The organism is Pseudomonas wadenswilerensis (assembly GCF_024749185.1).
GTDB classification, from domain to species: Bacteria; Pseudomonadota; Gammaproteobacteria; order Pseudomonadales; family Pseudomonadaceae; genus Aquipseudomonas; species Aquipseudomonas wadenswilerensis.
The window spans coordinates 5,687,286-5,703,211 of record NZ_CP087191.1 but is presented as its reverse complement, the minus strand read 5'-3'; the positions used below and the strand labels follow the sequence as shown (position 1 = coordinate 5,703,211).

Annotated in this window: 17 protein-coding genes and 1 pseudogene; 8 read left to right on the top strand and 10 right to left on the bottom strand. The window is 61.7% G+C overall.

Annotated elements, in window-relative coordinates; genetic code table 11:
- Positions 1-104: 104 nt before the first annotated feature.
- A complete protein-coding gene (locus LOY45_RS26255) occupies positions 105-1,625 on the top strand; it encodes an APC family permease (protein ID WP_115084668.1) in 1,521 nt (506 codons plus the stop codon).
- A 21-nt stretch (positions 1,626-1,646) separates the two neighbouring features.
- On the opposite strand, the gene gmk is transcribed toward LOY45_RS26255, so the two are convergent.
- A complete protein-coding gene (gene gmk, locus LOY45_RS26250) occupies positions 1,647-2,267 on the bottom strand; it encodes a guanylate kinase (protein ID WP_115084669.1) in 621 nt (206 codons plus the stop codon).
- Between the two features lie 13 nt (positions 2,268-2,280).
- On the bottom strand, positions 2,281-3,144 hold the full coding sequence (locus LOY45_RS26245) for a YicC/YloC family endoribonuclease (protein ID WP_115084670.1): 864 nt from the start codon (positions 3,142-3,144) through the stop codon (positions 2,281-2,283).
- A 236-nt stretch (positions 3,145-3,380) separates the two neighbouring features.
- Here LOY45_RS26245 and rph point away from each other — a divergent pair, with 236 nt between their 5' ends.
- Positions 3,381-4,103: a ribonuclease PH gene (gene rph, locus LOY45_RS26240; protein WP_115084671.1), complete on the top strand. Its 723-nt coding sequence runs from the start codon at positions 3,381-3,383 to the stop codon at positions 4,101-4,103.
- A gap of 25 nt (positions 4,104-4,128) precedes the next feature.
- Complete coding sequence (locus LOY45_RS26235; protein WP_115084672.1) at positions 4,129-4,497, top strand: DUF4870 domain-containing protein; 369 nt, start codon at positions 4,129-4,131, stop codon at positions 4,495-4,497.
- A gap of 66 nt (positions 4,498-4,563) precedes the next feature.
- Here the strand turns inward: LOY45_RS26235 and LOY45_RS26230 are convergent, their stop codons facing one another.
- On the bottom strand, positions 4,564-5,343 hold the full coding sequence (locus LOY45_RS26230; RefSeq protein WP_010225880.1) for an exodeoxyribonuclease III: 780 nt from the start codon (positions 5,341-5,343) through the stop codon (positions 4,564-4,566).
- A gap of 80 nt (positions 5,344-5,423) precedes the next feature.
- Between LOY45_RS26230 and pyrE the strand changes: the two genes are divergently transcribed.
- Positions 5,424-6,065, top strand: a complete 642-nt coding sequence (gene pyrE / locus LOY45_RS26225; protein WP_010225878.1) for an orotate phosphoribosyltransferase — start codon at positions 5,424-5,426, stop codon at positions 6,063-6,065.
- A 106-nt stretch (positions 6,066-6,171) separates the two neighbouring features.
- On the opposite strand, the gene argB is transcribed toward pyrE, so the two are convergent.
- The 4 genes and pseudogenes from argB to coaBC all read right to left on the bottom strand — a co-directional run bounded on the left by argB (position 6,172) and on the right by coaBC (position 10,290).
- Positions 6,172-7,077 (bottom strand): acetylglutamate kinase, encoded by a 906-nt coding sequence (gene argB / locus LOY45_RS26220; RefSeq protein ID WP_115084673.1) that lies wholly within the window; start codon positions 7,075-7,077, stop codon positions 6,172-6,174.
- Positions 7,078-7,106: 29 nt separating this feature from the next.
- Positions 7,107-8,483 (bottom strand): annotated as a pseudogene (locus LOY45_RS26215) (phosphomannomutase/phosphoglucomutase); the annotation flags it as partial.
- Between the two features lie 136 nt (positions 8,484-8,619).
- Complete coding sequence (dut, locus tag LOY45_RS26210) at positions 8,620-9,075, bottom strand: dUTP diphosphatase (protein ID WP_134065210.1); 456 nt, start codon at positions 9,073-9,075, stop codon at positions 8,620-8,622.
- A 6-nt stretch (positions 9,076-9,081) separates the two neighbouring features.
- Positions 9,082-10,290, bottom strand: coding sequence for a bifunctional phosphopantothenoylcysteine decarboxylase/phosphopantothenate--cysteine ligase CoaBC (gene coaBC / locus LOY45_RS26205; RefSeq protein ID WP_115084676.1), 1,209 nt, complete (start codon positions 10,288-10,290; stop codon positions 9,082-9,084).
- A 133-nt stretch (positions 10,291-10,423) separates the two neighbouring features.
- Here coaBC and radC point away from each other — a divergent pair, with 133 nt between their 5' ends.
- Positions 10,424-11,098 (top strand): RadC family protein, encoded by a 675-nt coding sequence (gene radC, locus LOY45_RS26200; protein WP_115084677.1) that lies wholly within the window; start codon positions 10,424-10,426, stop codon positions 11,096-11,098.
- On the opposite strand, the gene LOY45_RS26195 is transcribed toward radC, so the two are convergent.
- Entirely contained in the window at positions 11,095-12,684 is a 1,590-nt protein-coding gene (locus LOY45_RS26195; protein ID WP_258578578.1) for an ABC transporter substrate-binding protein, read from the bottom strand. The genes radC and LOY45_RS26195 overlap by 4 nt on opposite strands.
- Positions 12,685-13,046: 362 nt before the next feature.
- Between LOY45_RS26195 and rpmB the strand changes: the two genes are divergently transcribed.
- Both rpmB and rpmG read left to right on the top strand, forming a co-directional pair.
- Positions 13,047-13,283 carry a 50S ribosomal protein L28 gene (gene rpmB / locus LOY45_RS26190; protein WP_010225868.1) on the top strand — a complete coding sequence of 79 codons (237 nt, stop codon included), beginning with the start codon at positions 13,047-13,049 and terminating at the stop codon, positions 13,281-13,283.
- An 11-nt stretch (positions 13,284-13,294) separates the two neighbouring features.
- Positions 13,295-13,450: a 50S ribosomal protein L33 gene (rpmG, locus tag LOY45_RS26185; RefSeq protein WP_010225867.1), complete on the top strand. Its 156-nt coding sequence runs from the start codon at positions 13,295-13,297 to the stop codon at positions 13,448-13,450.
- Between the two features lie 96 nt (positions 13,451-13,546).
- Here the strand turns inward: rpmG and LOY45_RS26180 are convergent, their stop codons facing one another.
- Together LOY45_RS26180 and LOY45_RS26175 are read right to left on the bottom strand one after the other, a co-directional pair.
- Complete coding sequence (locus LOY45_RS26180; RefSeq protein ID WP_134065208.1) at positions 13,547-13,750, bottom strand: hypothetical protein; 204 nt, start codon at positions 13,748-13,750, stop codon at positions 13,547-13,549.
- An 83-nt stretch (positions 13,751-13,833) separates the two neighbouring features.
- Entirely contained in the window at positions 13,834-14,193 is a 360-nt protein-coding gene (locus tag LOY45_RS26175) for a cupin domain-containing protein (RefSeq protein WP_258578577.1), read from the bottom strand.
- Positions 14,194-14,392: 199 nt separating this feature from the next.
- Here LOY45_RS26175 and LOY45_RS26170 point away from each other — a divergent pair, with 199 nt between their 5' ends.
- Positions 14,393-15,886, top strand: a complete 1,494-nt coding sequence (locus tag LOY45_RS26170) for an aldehyde dehydrogenase (RefSeq protein WP_115084681.1) — start codon at positions 14,393-14,395, stop codon at positions 15,884-15,886.
- The last annotated feature ends 40 nt before the right edge of the window (positions 15,887-15,926 follow it).

Here is a 15,926-nt window from a genome sequence, read left to right as displayed (position 1 = left end):
GGTTGATCCGGGCTTGAAGTACCACGCAACAGGTTTCAGTGAGTGAAAGCGGACACCCTGCGGGGCGTCCTGAAAAACAATACCAATATTGGCGGCAACTACTCATGAGTGAACACAAAGCAGGCCTGTCCCCAGGTGAGGGCGGGCGATCCAAGGGGCTGGCCAAGGGCCGGCTCGGACTGCTGGCCAGCATCGTGCTGGGCATCTCCACCATCGCCCCGGTCTATACCCTGACCGGCGCGCTGGGACCGACCGTGCGTGAAGTCGGGGCTCACCTGCCGGCGGTATTCATCGTTGGCTTCCTGCCGATGCTGCTGGTGGCCCTGGGTTACCGCGAACTGAACGCGGCCGAGCCGGACAGCGGTACTTCCTTTACCTGGTCGGCGCGGGCCTTCGGCCCGATGATCGGCTGGATCGGCGGCTGGGGGCTGGTCACTGCGACCACCATCGTGCTGTCCAACCTGGCCGGGGTGGCCGTCGACTTCTTCTATCTATTCCTTGGGCAGATCACCGGCAGCCACGAGGTGGCTGCGCTCAGCGACAACTTGCTGATCAATGTGGTCACCTGTTGCGTGTTCATCGCCATGGCGGTGTGGATCTGTTGCCGCGGCATCGCCACGACCATGACCGTGCAGTACGGCCTGGTGGCATTGCAGCTGGTGGTGCTGGTGGGCTTTGCCATGGCTGCGTTTGGCGAGTCTTCGGCGACGCCGCCGCTGGCGTTCGACCTGGACTGGTTCAACCCCTTCGGCGTTGAATCGTTCTCGGCTTTTACCGCCGGCCTGTCGCTGTCGATCTTCATCTTCTGGGGCTGGGACGTGTGCCTGAGCATCAGTGAAGAGTCGGTAGGTAGCGGTGACACCCCCGGCCGCGCGGCCACTCTGACGGTACTGTTGATTCTCGGCCTGTACCTGGTCACGGCGATTGCCACGCTGCAGTTTGCCGGTATCGGTGATATTGGCCTGGGCTTGAACAACCCGCGCATCCAGGAAAACGTCTTCGCTCACCTGGCAGGTCCGGTCATGGGCCCGTTGGCGATCCTGATGTCGATCGCTGTGTTGGCCAGCACTGCTGCCTCGCTGCAGTCCACCTTCGTGTCGCCAGCACGTACGCTGCTGGCCATGGGTTACTACGGGGCCGTGCCTGAGCGTTTCGCCAGTGTCTGCCCGCGTTCGAAAACCCCGCGTTATGCCACCATCTGCGCTGGCGTTGCAGCAGGCGTGTTCTACGTGACCATGCGCACCCTCAGCGAGAACGTCCTGGCTGACACCATCACCGCCCTGGGCATGATGATCTGCTTCTACTATTCGCTGACCGCCTACGCCTGTGTCTGGTACTTCCGCCACAGCCTGTTCGACAGCCTGCGTCACTTCCTGATGCGCGGCCTGTGCCCGCTGCTCGGCGGCGGCATCCTTTCGGTGATCTTCCTGCAGACGGCCATCGACAGCGCTTCGCCGTCGTTCGGCAGCGGTTCGCATGTGGGTGGGTTGGGACTGGTGTTCGTGATCGCAATGATCATCACCGTGCTCGGACTGGTGCTGATGATGCTGTCCCGCCTGCGTGCGCCGGCGTTCTTCCTGGGCATGACCTTGCACCGTCACGCCACGGTCTCCAGCCGCCGTTAAGCGGCTGGAGGTGCCGGTTGCTCAGGCAAGCAATTGCTTGAGCAGCTGGCCATGACGTTGCTGCTGATTGGCCTGCAGCAAGCGATTGGCGCGGAACACCGCCTTGAGGTCTTCCAGTGCCGTGGCGAAGTCATCATTGATGATGACGAAGTCATATTCGTCGTAGTGACTCATTTCGCTCACCGCTTCACGCATCCGTCCTTCGATGATCTCGTCGCTGTCCTGGCCGCGGTTGGTCAGGCGCTGGCGCAGGGCCTCCTGGGTCGGCGGCAGGATGAAGATCGATCGCGCCTCGGGCATCAGCTTGCGTACCTGCTGGGCGCCTTGCCAGTCGATCTCGAGGATCAGGTCCCGGCCTTGGTCAAGGGCCTGCTGCAGCGCGCTGCGCGAAGTCCCGTAGAAGTTACCGAAGACCTCGGCCTGCTCGAGGAAGTCGCCTTGCTCGATCATCAGCTTGAACTCGGTATGCTCGACGAAGTGGTAGTTCACGCCGTGCACTTCGCCCGGGCGCATGGCCCGGGTGGTGTGCGAGACCGATACCTGGATGCTGTTGTCAGCGTCGATCAGGGCTTTGACCAGGCTGGTCTTGCCGGCGCCGGAGGGGGCCGAAACGATATAAAGGGTGCCGCTGCTGTGATTCATGGTCGGGGTGGCCTTACTCAATGTTCTGTACTTGTTCACGCATCTGCTCGATCAGTACCTTGAGGTTGACCGCGGACTGGGTGCTGCGTGGGTCGAAGGCTTTGGAGCCCAGGGTGTTGGCTTCGCGGTTGAGCTCCTGCATCAGGAAGTCCAGGCGCCGGCCGGCGGCGCCGCCGGACTTGAGCACCCGGCGCACTTCGGTGACGTGGGTGCTCAAGCGGTCGAGTTCTTCGGCAACGTCGCTCTTTTGCGCCAGCAGGACCATTTCCTGTTCCAGGCGCTGCGGGTCGAGCTCGGCCTGCATGTCACTGAAGCGGTCGAGGATCTTCTGCCGTTGGGCGGCGAGCATCTGCGGTACCAGGACGCGCAGGGTGGTGACCTCGCTGGCCATGTTGTCCAGGCGCTCGTTGATCAATCGGGCCAGCTCGGCGCCTTCGCGGTTACGGCCATTCTTCAGTTCGTTCAGGGCCTCTTCGAACAAGGCCATGGCTTCACTGTTGAGCGCCTGCGGGTCGGCGGCATCAGCCACCAGCACGCCCGGCCAGGCCAGTACTTCGAGCGGATTGAGCGGTGCTGGCTGCTTGATCAGGCTGGCGACTGTCTCGGCGGCGGCAACCAATTGCGCGGCGCGCTCGCGATCAATCTGCAGGGCCTTGCCGTTATTTTCTTCGTTGAAGCGCAGGGTGCACTCGACCTTGCCGCGCGACAGGCCCTGGCGCAAGCTCTCGCGCACAGCACCTTCGAGGTCGCGGAAGGCTTCTGGCAGGCGCAGGTGCGGCTCCAGGTAGCGATGATTGACCGAGCGCAGTTCCCAGATCAGGGTGCCCCGGCTACCGGCGCGCTCGACACGAGCAAAAGCGGTCATGCTGTGCACCATGGGAAGTACCTCGCGCAATAGATGAAGGAAAGCCAACGGCTGAAGGCGCAGGATTGTAGCGCAGTGCAGCGCTGGCTCCCAATCCACTGATGTTACAAACCCTTGGGCCGTTCCCGGAAAAACCCGACCTGCGGCCCTGGGCCGTCTGTTTCGGGGCCTGCGACAATAGACATGTCCTCATCGCCCGGCGCGCTCTATAATGCTGGGCAGATTCAAGTCCAGTACAGGTATCCCAAATGAAACGTCCAAGTGGTCGCGCTGCCGATCAGCTTCGCTCGATCCGCATCACCCGCAACTACACCAAACACGCCGAGGGGTCAGTACTGGTCGAGTTCGGTGACACCAAAGTCATCTGTACCGTCAGTGTCGAGAACGGTGTCCCGCGCTTCCTCAAAGGTCAGGGCCAGGGCTGGCTGACTGCCGAATACGGCATGTTGCCGCGCTCCACCGGCGAGCGTAACCAGCGCGAAGCCAGCCGTGGCAAGCAAGGCGGGCGCACCCTCGAAATCCAGCGCCTGATCGGCCGTTCCCTGCGCGCCGCGCTGGACATGAGCAAGCTGGGCGACATCACCCTGTACGTCGACTGCGACGTGATCCAGGCCGACGGCGGCACCCGCACCGCATCGATCACCGGCGCCATGGTTGCCCTGGTCGACGCTCTGCGCGTGGTCAAGAAGCGTGGCGGCCTGAAGGGCGGCGACCCGCTCAAGCACATGATCGCTGCCGTTTCGGTGGGCATGTACCAGGGTGAGCCGGTGCTCGACCTGGATTACCTCGAAGACTCGGCCGCCGAGACCGATCTGAACGTGGTGATGACCAGCCAGGGCGGTTTCATTGAAGTCCAGGGCACTGCCGAAGGCGCGCCATTCCAGCCGGAAGAGCTCAATGCCATGTTGGCATTGGCGCAAAAAGGCATGGTCGACCTGTTCGAACTGCAGCAAGCCTCGCTGGCTGACTGAATTCAACCCGGGCAAGGAGCAGAATATGACCGAGCAGCCGTTGCAGTTGCCTACCCCCAATGCCGAAGTGCGGCAGTGGGCAATGTTCTGCCACCTGGCCGCGCTGTTGGGCCTGGTCTTTCCCTTCGGTAGCCTGTTGGGGCCGTTGGTGATGTGGATCTGGAAGAAGGACGTCGATCCGTTTGTCGATGCCCAGGGCAAGGAAGCGTTGAACTTTCAGATCACCGTGTTCATTGCCTCGATCATCTGCGCCGTGCTGATGTTCGTGCTGATCGGTGTGGTGTTGTTCGGCATGCTGATGATCGCCGTGCTGATCCTGACCATCATGGCCGGGGTCAAGGCCAATGACGGCCAGCCTTATCGCTACCCGTTGACCTGGCGGCCGATCAAATAATGATCAGCTGAATGTTGCAGTGACAAAAAAGCCGACGCGAAGTCGGCTTTTTTGTGGCTGAGCAAATCAGATGGTCAGCGTCCAGTCGTAGTCCACGATCAGCGGCGCGTGCTGAGAAAAGCGCGGCTGGCGTGGCAGGCGTGCGCTGCGCACGAAACGGCGCAGGCCCGGGGTCAGCAACTGGTAGTCGAAGCGCCAGCCCAGGTTGAGCATCTCGGCTTGCTCGTTGTCTGGCCACCAGCTGTACTGGTCGCCTTCACGGCTGACTTCGCGCAGGGCATCGACATAACCCATGTTGCCGACAATCTCGTCCATCCAGGCGCGTTCCGGCGCCAGGAAGCCTGGAGATTGCTGGCCATCTCGCCAGTTCTTGACGTCGAGTTTCTGCTGCGCCACGTACAACGAGCCGCAATAGATGTATTCACGACGCTTGCGCCGTTGCTTGTCCAGGTACTTGGCGAAGTCGTCCATCAACTTGAACTTCTGGTTCAAGTCTTCATCGCCGTTCATTCCCGAAGGTAGCAACAGGGTTGCGATACTTACCTTGTCGAAATCGGCCTGCAGGTAACGTCCGTAGCGGTCGGCTGTCTCGAAGCCCAGGCCGCTGATGACTGCCTTGGGCTGCAACCGCGAATAAAGTGCCACGCCGCCTTGGGCGGGAACTTCTGCGTCGCAGGCATAAAGGAAGTAGCCATCGAGCTGGAAAGCTGGGTCGTCGAGTTCAAAGGCCGAGGCGCGGGTATCCTGAAGGCAGATGACGTCAGCATTCTGGGCTTGTAGCCAGCTGAGCAAACCACGCTCAACGGCAGCCTGAATGCCATTAACGTTCACACTGATGATCCGCATAAATGGCCCCAAAAATCTCGTGCGTGTATGATACCCGAGCTGTACTCAATTAGCTAAATCCGTGGTATCCGGGACTCTTCATGCAGCCGTATCAGCGCGACTTCATTCGTTTTGCCATCGACCGCGGGGTTCTGCGCTTCGGTGAATTCACCCTCAAGTCCGGGCGCACCAGCCCGTACTTCTTCAATGCCGGCCTGTTCAACAGCGGCTCGGCCCTGGCTCAGCTCGGGCGTTTCTATGCTGCGGCGATCGTCGACAGCAAGATCCCCTTCGACGTGCTGTTTGGCCCGGCCTACAAGGGTATCCCCCTGGCGGCAGCCACTGCCGTGGCCCTTGCCGAGCACCATGACCTCGACCTGCCATGGTGCTTCAACCGCAAAGAGGCCAAAGCCCATGGTGAAGGCGGTAGCCTGGTCGGCGCGCCGCTGACCGGCGATGTACTGATCATCGACGACGTGATCACTGCCGGCACTGCCATCCGCGAAGTCATGCAGATCATCCAGGGTCAGCAAGCCAAGGCTGCTGGCGTGCTGATCGCACTGAACCGCCAGGAGCGCGGCAACGGTGAGCTGTCGGCGATCCAGGAAGTCGAGCGTGACTTCGGCATCCCGGTGGTGAGCATCGTCTCGCTGACCCAGGTGCTGGAGTTCCTCGCCGACGACCCGGCGCTCAAGCAGCACTTGCCGGCCGTCGAGGCCTACCGGGCGCAGTACGGTATCTGAAGCCAATAAAAAAAGGCGACCATAGGGTCGCCTTTTTTTGTGCCTCATCGCGGGTCAAGCCCACTCCCACAGGCTCTGTAGGAGCGGGCTTGACCCGCGAAAGGGTTTAACGCGGCTTGTGATTGGTAATCAGGGTACCCACACCGCTGTCGGTGAAGATCTCCAGCAGCACCGCGTTTGGCACCCGGCCATCGATGATGTGCGAGCTGTTGACCCCGCCTTGCACCGCTTCCAGTGCGCAGCGGATCTTCGGCAGCATGCCGCCGTAGATGGTGCCGTCGGCGATCAGTTCGTTGACCTGCTCGGTGGTCAGGCCGGTGAGCACGGTGCCTTGCTTGTCCATCAGGCCGGCGATGTTGGTCAGCAGCATCAGCTTTTCAGCCTTCAGCGCTTCGGCCACTTTACCTGCCACCAGGTCGGCGTTGATGTTGTACGACTCGCCATTGGCGCCCACGCCGATTGGCGCGATCACCGGGATGAAGTCGCCTTTGACCAGCATGTTGAGCAGGTCGGTGTTGACCCCGACCACTTCACCCACATGACCGATGTCGATGATTTCCGGGGTGGTCATCTCTGGCGTCTGACGGGTGACGGTGAGCTTCTTCGCGCGGATCAGCTCGGCATCCTTACCGGTCAAGCCGATGGCGCTGCCGCCATGACGGTTGATCAGGTTGACGATGTCCTTGTTGACCTGGCCGCCGAGGACCATCTCCACCACGTCCATGGTTTGCGCGTCGGTAACGCGCATGCCATCGATGAAGTGGCTTTCGATCGACAGGCGCTTGAGCAGGTCACCGATTTGCGGGCCGCCGCCGTGCACCACCACCGGGTTGATGCCGACGGCTTTCATCAGCACCACATCGCGGGCAAAACCGGTTTTGAGCTCTTCGCTCTCCATCGCGTTGCCGCCGTATTTGATCACCAGGGTCTTGCCGACAAAGCGGCGAATGTAAGGCAGCGCTTCGGACAAAACCTGGGCGACATGGGTGGCGGCATCGCGATCGAGGGTCATGCAGGGCTCCAGTTGGAACAGGGGGTCGGTCAGAACTTGGGTTGCAGGTCAGGGGCAACGCGCTTCAGTTGGGCGCGGAATACCTCTTTGATACGCTGCAGTTCGGCGTCGTTGTCGGCCTCGAAGCGCAATACCAACACCGGCGTGGTGTTGGAGGCGCGAACCAGGCCCCAGCCGTGGGGGTAGTCGACCCGCACACCATCGATGGTGGTCAGGTTGGCGTCGTTGCCCCAGTCGGCGTTGCGTTGCAGTGCATCAATGATGCTGAATTTACCCTCGTCGGTCACATCAATATTGATTTCCGGCGTGCAAATATCGTTCGGGAACGCAGCAAACAGCTGTTCGGCATCGGTTTTGGCCTTGCTGAGGATTTCCAGCAGGCGTGCGGCGCTGTAAATGCCGTCGTCAAAACCATACCAGCGCTCCTTGATGAAGATGTGACCGCTCATCTCGCCTGCGAGCAAAGCACCGGTCTGCTTCATCTTTTTCTTGATCAACGAGTGGCCGGTCTTCCACATTAGTGCGCGGCCACCGTATTGCTCGATCAACGGGGTCAGGCGACGGGTGCATTTGACGTCGAAGATGATCTCGGCGCCCGGATTTCTCTCAAGTACGTCCTGAGCGAACAGCATCAGCAGGCGGTCCGGGTAGACGATGCTGCCGGTGTTGGTTACCACGCCGACGCGGTCGCCATCGCCGTCGAAGGCCAGGCCCAGGTCGGCACCGGTTTCCTTGACCTTGGCAATCAGGTCGACCAGGTTCTCAGGTTTGCCTGGGTCCGGGTGGTGGTTGGGGAAGTTGCCATCAACCTCGCAGAACAGCGGGATCATCTCGCAGCCCAGGGCTTCGATGAGCTGGGGAGCGATCACGCCGGCCGCACCGTTGCCGCAGTCGACGACCACCTTGAGCTTTTTCCCCAGCTTGATATCACCGGTGATCTGCTTGAAGTAGCGATCGAGGATTTCGACTTTCTCGACGCTGCCTTCGCCACGGCTCAGGTCGTTGCTTTGCAGGCGGGTCAACAACGCCTGGATCTGTTCGTTGGCCAGGGTGTCGCCGGCTATGACGATCTTGAAGCCGTTGTAATTCGGCGGGTTGTGGCTGCCGGTGAGCATCACCCCGGACTTGCCGGCCAGCACGTTGGCGGCGTAGTACAGGGCAGGGGTCGGTACCAGGCCGACATCGCTGACCTTGCAGCCGGCTTCGACCAGGCCCTTGATCAGTTGCTCGACCAGCATCGGCCCGGACAGGCGGCCGTCACGGCCGACCGAGATGTTCGGTTCACCCTGGGCGAGGGTTTGTGCGCCGATGGCGCGACCGATCCAGTAGGCGGTTTCGGCGGTGAGGGTGTCACCGACCACGCCACGGATGTCATAAGCGCGGAAGATGCTGGCGGGAAGTACAGGTACCAGGTGTGCCATGTCGTTCATCTCTGGGGAGCTCCAATTTAGAGGGCGTGCAGGGCAGGCTCAAACTGAACGCTTTGACGGCCATTTCGCCAGAGAGTTCGCCATCCTTGGCTCGCGCTGGGCAACCGACGGATCAATGGCTACCGGAATGGCCGAAACCGCCAGCGCCGCGCTGGCTTTCGTCGAAGGCTTCGACGATATCGAAATGCGCCTGTACCACCGGTACCAGCACCAGCTGTGCGATGCGCTCGCCGATGGCGATGGTGAACGGGGTCTGGCCGCGGTTCCAGCAGGAAACCATCAGCTCGCCCTGGTAGTCGGAGTCGATCAGGCCGACCAGGTTGCCGAGGACGATACCGTGTTTGTGGCCAAGGCCCGAGCGCGGCAGGATCAGTGCCGCCAGGCCCGGATCACCGATGTAGACCGACAGGCCGGTAGGGATCAGCAGGGTCTGGCCAGGCTCGAGGACGGTGTCTTGCTTGAGCATGGCGCGCAGGTCGAGGCCGGCCGAACCCGGGGTGGCGTACTGTGGCAGCGGGAAGTCGCTGCCGATGCGTGGATCGAGAATCTTGGCTTGTAGAGCGTGCATGCGAAATTAAACCTGGTTGAGACGTTCGGCGATGAAAGCGACCAGCTGGCGGGCGATCTTGCCCTTGCTGGTCTGCGCGAAAATAGTTGCGTGAAGTTGACGGTCGATGACGCTGCAGGCGTTCTCCTCGCTGTTGAAGCCGATGCTGGGGTTGGCCACATCGTTGGCGACAATCAGGTCGAGGTTCTTGTCCTTGAGCTTGCGCGCGGCGTAATCGAGCAAGTGTTCGGTCTCGGCGGCAAAGCCGACGCTGAACGGGCGATCGGGGCGGGTGGAGATGCTGGCGAGAATGTCCGGATTACGGACCATCTGCAGCAGCAGGCCGTCACCTGTCGTAGGGTCTTTCTTGAGTTTTTGCGGGGCCACAACCTCTGGGCGGTAGTCTGCGACTGCTGCCGAAGCGATGAACACATCGCAGGGTATGGCCGCTTCGCAGGCGGCGAGCATGTCGCGGGCGCTGACCACGTCGATGCGGGTGACACGATCGGGCGTTGGCAAGTTCACCGGGCCGGTGACCAGGGTTACCTTGGCGCCGGCTTCGACAGCCGCTTCGGCCAGGGCAAAGCCCATTTTCCCCGAGCTGTGGTTGGTGATGTAGCGCACCGGGTCGATGTTTTCCTGGGTCGGGCCAGCAGTGATCAGCACGTGCTTGCCGGTCAGCGACTCGCGCTTGAAGGTCTCGGCGGCGCACCAGGCCAGGTCAGTGGCTTCGAGCATGCGGCCCAGGCCCACGTCGCCACAGGCCTGGCTGCCGGAGGCCGGGCCGAACACCTGGATATCACGGCTTTGCAGCAGCTCCAGGTTGGCCTGGGTGGCCGGGTCGCGCCACATCGCCTGGTTCATCGCCGGGGCCACGGCCACAGTGGCGTCGGTAGCCAGTACCAGGGTGGTCAGCAGATCGTCGGCAACACCCTGTGCCAGGCGCGCGAGCAGGTCGGCGGTGGCTGGGGCAATCAGCACCAGGTCGGCCCACTTGGCCAGTTCGATATGGCCCATCGCCGCTTCGGCAGCAGGGTCCAATAGGTCCATGTGCACCGGATGCCCGGACAAGGCCTGCATGGTCAGTGGGGTGATGAATTCGGCGCCGCCACGGGTCATGACGACGCGTACTTGGGCGCCGTGTTCCAGGAGTCGGCGAACCAGCTCGGCACTCTTGTAGGCGGCAATGCCGCCGCCGACGCCGAGAACGATGCGCTTCCGATACAGCCGCTGCATAGGCTTGCCTTTTGCTCAGTGATTACACGCGGCGACGACGCCTCCCCAGGCCGGTTCGTCGCGTAAAAATGAGCGGCTAATGTAGCACAGGGCTCAAACCGGGAGCAGTAACCGAAAGACAGAGGGAATTGTCATGAGTATCAGGGACTGGCCTGCGGCGGAAAGACCGCGGGAAAAACTGTTGGAGTCGGGGGCGGGCAGCCTGTCGGATGCTGAGCTGCTGGCGATCTTTCTGCGCACGGGCGTGCGTGGGCGTAGCGCGGTCGACCTGGCCAGGCATTTGCTCGGGCGCTTCGGCAGCTTGCGCGGGCTGCTCGAGGCTGACAGCCGCAGCTTCAACGGCGAACTCGGGCTGGGGCCGGCGAAGTTCGCCCAGTTGCAAGCCGTGCTGGAAATGTCCCGGCGCCACCTGGCTGAGCGCCTGCGGCGCGATTCAGCCTTGCAGAGCCCGCAAGCGGTCAAGGATTACCTCAAGGCGTGTCTGCGCCACGAGCCGCACGAAGTGTTCGGTTGCCTGTTTCTCGACAGCAAGCACCGGGTGCTGGCCTTCGAGGCGCTGTTCCAGGGTTCGATCAACAGCGCCAGCGTCTATCCCCGGCAAGTGATCAAGCGGGCCCTGGCGCACAACGCTGCGGCGTTGATCCTCTGCCACAACCATCCCTCGGGTGTGAGCGAGCCCAGCGATGCCGACCTGGTGCTGACCCGGCGCCTGACCAAGGCCCTGGACATGATCGAAGTCCGCGTGCTCGACCATTTCGTCATCGGCGACGGCGAGCCGCTGTCGATGGCTGAGCACGGCTGGCTTTAACGCGAGGTACTGACCCCGGCAAAGTCCTGGCGGCCGAACGGGCTGACCTGATAACCCTGGACATCCTTGCGGGCCAGCACGGCGGCCGTCGGGTGGGCCAGGGGCAGCCACAAGGCCTGCTGCTGGATCAGCGTCTGGGCCTGCTGGTACAGGCGACTGCGCACGCTCTGGTCGTTGGTGGTCTTGCCGGCGCTGATCAGCTGGTCGAGGCGCTGATCGCAGTAGCGGGCGAAGTTGGTCCCGGACTTGACCGCCGCGCAGGAAAACTGTGGGCTGAGGAAGTTGTCCGGGTCGCCGTTGTCGCCGGCCCAGCCCATGAACAGCAGGTCGTGCTCGCCGGCCTTGGCCCGGCGGATCAGCTCGCCCCATTCGATCACGCGGATTTCGGCCTTGATGCCGATTTTACCCAGGTCTGCCTGCAATAACTGAGCGCCAAGGCTGGGGTTGGGGTTGAGCAGGCTGCCTTGCGGGCGGGTCCAGATGGTGGTGCTGAAGCCGTCCTTGAGGCCGGCCTTGGTCAGCAGCGCCCGGGCCTTGTCGAGGTTGGCCGGATAGCCGGGCAGGTCCTTGGCGTAGCTCCAGGTGTTGGGTGGGTACGGACCATTGGCGGCAACGGCGGTATCTTCGAACACAGCCTTGAGGTAGCTGGCCTTGTCGAAGGCGAGGTTGATGGCCTGGCGCACCTCCGGCTTGTCCAGGGGCGCGTGCTGGCTATTGATGGCGACGAAAGCAGTCATGAAGGCTTCGGTCTTTTCTACCTTCAGGGTCGGATCCTCGCCGGCCGCGGCGATATCCAGCGGTTTTGGCGACAGGGCGATCTGGCACTCGTTGCGCTTGAGTTTTTGCAGGCGCACGTTGGCGTCGGGGGTGATGGCGAAGATCAGTGGATCAACCCCAGGCTTGCCGGCAAAGTAGTCCGGGTTGGCCCGGTAGCGGATTACCGCGTCCTTCTGGAAGCGATTGAACACGAAAGGCCCGGTGCCGATTGGCTGGCTGTTGAGCTTCTCCGGAGTACCGGCCTTGAGCAGTTGGTCGGCGTACTCGGCGGAGTAGATCGAGGCAAAGCCCATGCTCAGGGTGGCCAGGAAAGTGGCGTCGGGGTGATCGAGGGTAAAGCGCACGGTCAGCGGGTCTACCGCCTCGATCTGCTTGATCAGGCTGGGCAGCTGCAGTGACTGGGCGTGCGGGTAGCCGCTCTGGGCGATCTTGTGCCAGGAATGGGCGGGGTAGAGCATGCGCTGGAAGCTGAACAGCACGTCGTCGGCGTCCAGGTTGCGATTGGGCTTGAAGTAGCCGGTGCTGTGGAATTTCACCCCCGGGCGCAGCTTGAACTCGTAGATCAGGCCGTCCGGCGACACCGTCCAGCTTTGCGCCAGGCTCGGCACTACCTGGCCCTGGCGTGCGTCGAACTCGACCAGGCGGTTCATCAATACATCGGCCGAGGCATTGGTGGTGGTCAGCGAGTTGTACTGGACCACGTCGAAGCCTTCGGGGCTGGCTTCGGTGCATACGCTCAGCGCAGCCGCCTGGGCGAAAGCCGGGCCGAGCAGGGTGGCGAACAACAGGGGTAGAACGGCAGCGCGCATGGGGATTCCTTGGCTGATCGATGGCCCATCTGCCAATGCAGTCTGGAAAAGTCCTACCCTAGTGTGCCGTGAGGCAAATGACCATATCCTTTTTTGCCGATCGGGCGACGGGCGGTCGACAGCCGGCCGGGCCAGTGGTTATGCTGCTCCGGCGTGTCGAACAGCAAGTCAAAGCACATCTTCTGTTGTTGTGCTCTGGTCTTTCTGGTATAAAGCAGCGCTCTTTTCTAGGGGCTCGGCTTGTCGCATCTGCTGACCGAGTCGATAAGACCCTGAAGAAACACGGCGCCTGGCGCCAAAGACTGAGAGATTAAGCGGCCAACCCATGCCGGGTTGGGCATGTGGTTTTAGAGGGCTGAGGCATGTCGAGAGTCTGTCAAGTTACCGGTAAGGGTCCGGTAACCGGGAATAACATTTCCCACGCAAACAACAAAACCCGTCGTCGTTTCCTGCCGAACCTGCAGCATCATCGCTTCTGGGTCGAGTCCGAGAAGCGTTTCGTGCGTCTGCGCGTATCTGCCAAAGGCATGCGCATCATCGACAAGCGCGGCATCGATGCCGTTCTGGTCGACATTCGCCGTAACGGCGCTAAGGTCTAAGGGAGAGAATCATGCGTGAATTGATCCGTCTGGTGTCGACCGCTAATACCGGCCACTTCTACACCACCGACAAGAACAAGCGCACCACTCCGGACAAAATCGAAATCAAAAAATTCGATCCGGTTGTTCGCAAGCACGTGATCTACAAGGAAGCCAAGATCAAGTAATTGATCCGGCTGACGAAAAAAGGGCCCGTATCTCAGGATACGGGCCCTTTTTTTTATGCCGCTTTTTCGGTACCAGGGCCTAAGCCCGGCTGTCGATCAGTTGAAGGCGAACGATTTAATCTTGCCGTCCGCATCCCCCTCGATCTGAATCCGCTCCGGATCATACTCGCGAGTCGAGCGGTCATTGATGCCGACGACGCGGTCACGACCGGTCAACTCACTGACGTAGGCTTTGACGCTAGGTACATAGCGGGTGCCGATAAGGTGATCGATCTGTTGCAGGGCTTCTTCGTTGGTCATGACGTTGCTTCCTTCGATTGATTGAATGCCCGGTTGGGCAACGCCATGCTCTGTTGGACAAGTCCTGCTCGAGCGGTAGATATTTATTTCTGCTCGAACATCACATAGATCTTGCGGCACGGTTCCAGCACTTCCCAGGTGCCCTTGAAGCCCGCCGGGATCACGAAGCGGTCGCCAGCGCGCAGGGTTTTTGCCCCGCCGTCCTCATCACGAAGTACCGAGACGCCTTGAACGATCTCGCAATACTCATGTTCGGTGTAATTGACGGTCCATTGCCCGACCGCGCCTTCCCAGACGCCCGCATGAAACTGTGAGCACGGGCTGGAGTAGTGGTTGTAGACCGCCTGCTCGGGATCGCCCTTGAGCACCTTTTCTGCGGCGGGGCGGTAGCGCTCGGCCTCGGTCAGCACCTGGGCAAAGTCGATGATCTGGCTAATGCGCATGGTCGGGTCCCCTTTTTGTTGTTTAATAAAATGAACATCAGTAGGTGTTTGGTGTGATTATGTCAAATATATTGAAAATTAGGGCGCCGGTGGTTTAGGGTGGCAGGTGCCTGTGCGCGTGTGTCGCCCAGCCAGAATTTTCGACAGTGCCCCCAAGCCCTCGTGCGGCACTGCACCTTAACAAGAGGAGGAGTTTCGTATGACCACCCTGACTCGTGCGGACTGGGAACAACGTGCCCAGCAACTGAAGATCGAAGGCCGTGCTTTCATCAATGGTGAATACACCGCTGCCGTTTCCGGCGCCACGTTCGAGTGCCTCAGCCCGGTCGACGGACGCCTCCTGGCGCAGATCGCCAGCTGCGACGAGGCCGATGCCAACCGCGCCGTGGAAAATGCCCGTGCCACCTTCGCCTCCGGCGTCTGGTCGCGCCTGGCCCCGGCCAAGCGCAAGGCCACCATGATTCGTTTCGCCGGCCTGCTCAAGCAGAACGTCGAAGAGCTGGCCCTGCTGGAAACCCTGGACATGGGCAAGCCGATCAGCGACTCGCTGAACATCGACGTGCCAGGTGCCGCCCAGGCCCTGAGCTGGAACGGTGAAGCGATCGACAAGATCTACGACGAAGTCGCCGCCACCCCGCATGATCAGCTGGGTCTGGTGACCCGTGAGCCGGTGGGCGTGGTTGCGGCCATCGTGCCGTGGAACTTCCCGCTGCTGATGGCCTGCTGGAAGCTCGGCCCGGCGCTGGCCACCGGTAACTCGGTGGTGCTCAAGCCTTCGGAAAAATCGCCACTGACCGCCATCCGCATCGCCCAACTGGCGATCGAGGCTGGTATCCCGGCCGGCGTGCTCAACGTGCTGCCAGGCTATGGTCACACCGTCGGCAAGGCCCTGGCCCTGCACATGGACGTCGATACCCTGGTGTTCACCGGTTCGACCAAGATCGCCAAGCAGTTGATGATCTACGCTGGCGAGTCGAACATGAAGCGCGTCTGGCTGGAAGCCGGCGGCAAGAGCCCGAACATCGTCTTCGCTGACGCCCCGGACCTCAACGCCGCTGCCGAATCCGCTGCCAGCGCCATCGCCTTCAACCAGGGCGAAGTCTGCACCGCAGGTTCGCGCCTGCTGGTCGAGCGCTCGATCAAGGACAAGTTCCTGCCGCTGGTGCTCGAAGCACTCAAGGCCTGGAAGCCGGGCAACCCGCTGGACCCAGCCACCACCGTCGGTGCCCTGGTCGATACCCAGCAGATGAACACCGTGCTGTCCTACATCGACGCTGGCCACAGCGATGGCGCCAAGCTGCTGGTGGGCGGCAAGCGCATTCTCGAGGAAACCGGCGGCACCTACGTCGAACCGACTATCTTCGACGGCGTGACCAATGCCATGAAGATCGCCCAGGAAGAGATCTTCGGCCCGGTGCTGTCGGTCATCACCTTCGACTCCACCGAAGAAGCGATCAACATCGCCAACGACACCCCGTACGGCCTGGCTGCCGGTGTGTGGACCGCCGACATCTCCAAGGCGCACCTGACCGCCAAGGCCCTGCGTGCCGGTAGCGTGTGGGTCAACCAGTACGATGGCGGCGACATGACCGCGCCGTTCGGCGGCTTCAAACAGTCGGGCAACGGCCGCGACAAGTCGCTGCATGCGCTGGACAAGTACACCGAGCTGAAAGCGACCTGGATCAAACTGTAAGTCCTGGCGGACCTGTCGCGGGGCAAGCCCTCTTCCACAG

Bases quoted from the DNA above. Each gene is read 5' to 3' on its own strand.
- LOY45_RS26255 (WP_115084668.1), top strand. From the start codon at position 105: ATGAGTGAACACAAAGCAGGCCTGTCCCCAGGTGAGGGCGGGCGATCC.
- gmk (WP_115084669.1), bottom strand. From the start codon at position 2,267: ATGAATCACAGCAGCGGCACCCTTTATATCGTTTCGGCCCCCTCCGGC.
- LOY45_RS26245 (WP_115084670.1), bottom strand. From the start codon at position 3,144: ATGGTGCACAGCATGACCGCTTTTGCTCGTGTCGAGCGCGCCGGTAGC.
- rph (WP_115084671.1), top strand. From the start codon at position 3,381: ATGAAACGTCCAAGTGGTCGCGCTGCCGATCAGCTTCGCTCGATCCGC.
- LOY45_RS26235 (WP_115084672.1), top strand. From the start codon at position 4,129: ATGACCGAGCAGCCGTTGCAGTTGCCTACCCCCAATGCCGAAGTGCGG.
- LOY45_RS26230 (WP_010225880.1), bottom strand. From the start codon at position 5,343: ATGCGGATCATCAGTGTGAACGTTAATGGCATTCAGGCTGCCGTTGAG.
- pyrE (WP_010225878.1), top strand. From the start codon at position 5,424: ATGCAGCCGTATCAGCGCGACTTCATTCGTTTTGCCATCGACCGCGGG.
- argB (WP_115084673.1), bottom strand. From the start codon at position 7,077: ATGACCCTCGATCGCGATGCCGCCACCCATGTCGCCCAGGTTTTGTCC.
- dut (WP_134065210.1), bottom strand. From the start codon at position 9,075: ATGCACGCTCTACAAGCCAAGATTCTCGATCCACGCATCGGCAGCGAC.
- coaBC (WP_115084676.1), bottom strand. From the start codon at position 10,290: ATGCAGCGGCTGTATCGGAAGCGCATCGTTCTCGGCGTCGGCGGCGGC.
- radC (WP_115084677.1), top strand. From the start codon at position 10,424: ATGAGTATCAGGGACTGGCCTGCGGCGGAAAGACCGCGGGAAAAACTG.
- LOY45_RS26195 (WP_258578578.1), bottom strand. From the start codon at position 12,684: ATGCGCGCTGCCGTTCTACCCCTGTTGTTCGCCACCCTGCTCGGCCCG.
- rpmB (WP_010225868.1), top strand. From the start codon at position 13,047: ATGTCGAGAGTCTGTCAAGTTACCGGTAAGGGTCCGGTAACCGGGAAT.
- rpmG (WP_010225867.1), top strand. From the start codon at position 13,295: ATGCGTGAATTGATCCGTCTGGTGTCGACCGCTAATACCGGCCACTTC.
- LOY45_RS26180 (WP_134065208.1), bottom strand. From the start codon at position 13,750: ATGACCAACGAAGAAGCCCTGCAACAGATCGATCACCTTATCGGCACC.
- LOY45_RS26175 (WP_258578577.1), bottom strand. From the start codon at position 14,193: ATGCGCATTAGCCAGATCATCGACTTTGCCCAGGTGCTGACCGAGGCC.
- LOY45_RS26170 (WP_115084681.1), top strand. From the start codon at position 14,393: ATGACCACCCTGACTCGTGCGGACTGGGAACAACGTGCCCAGCAACTG.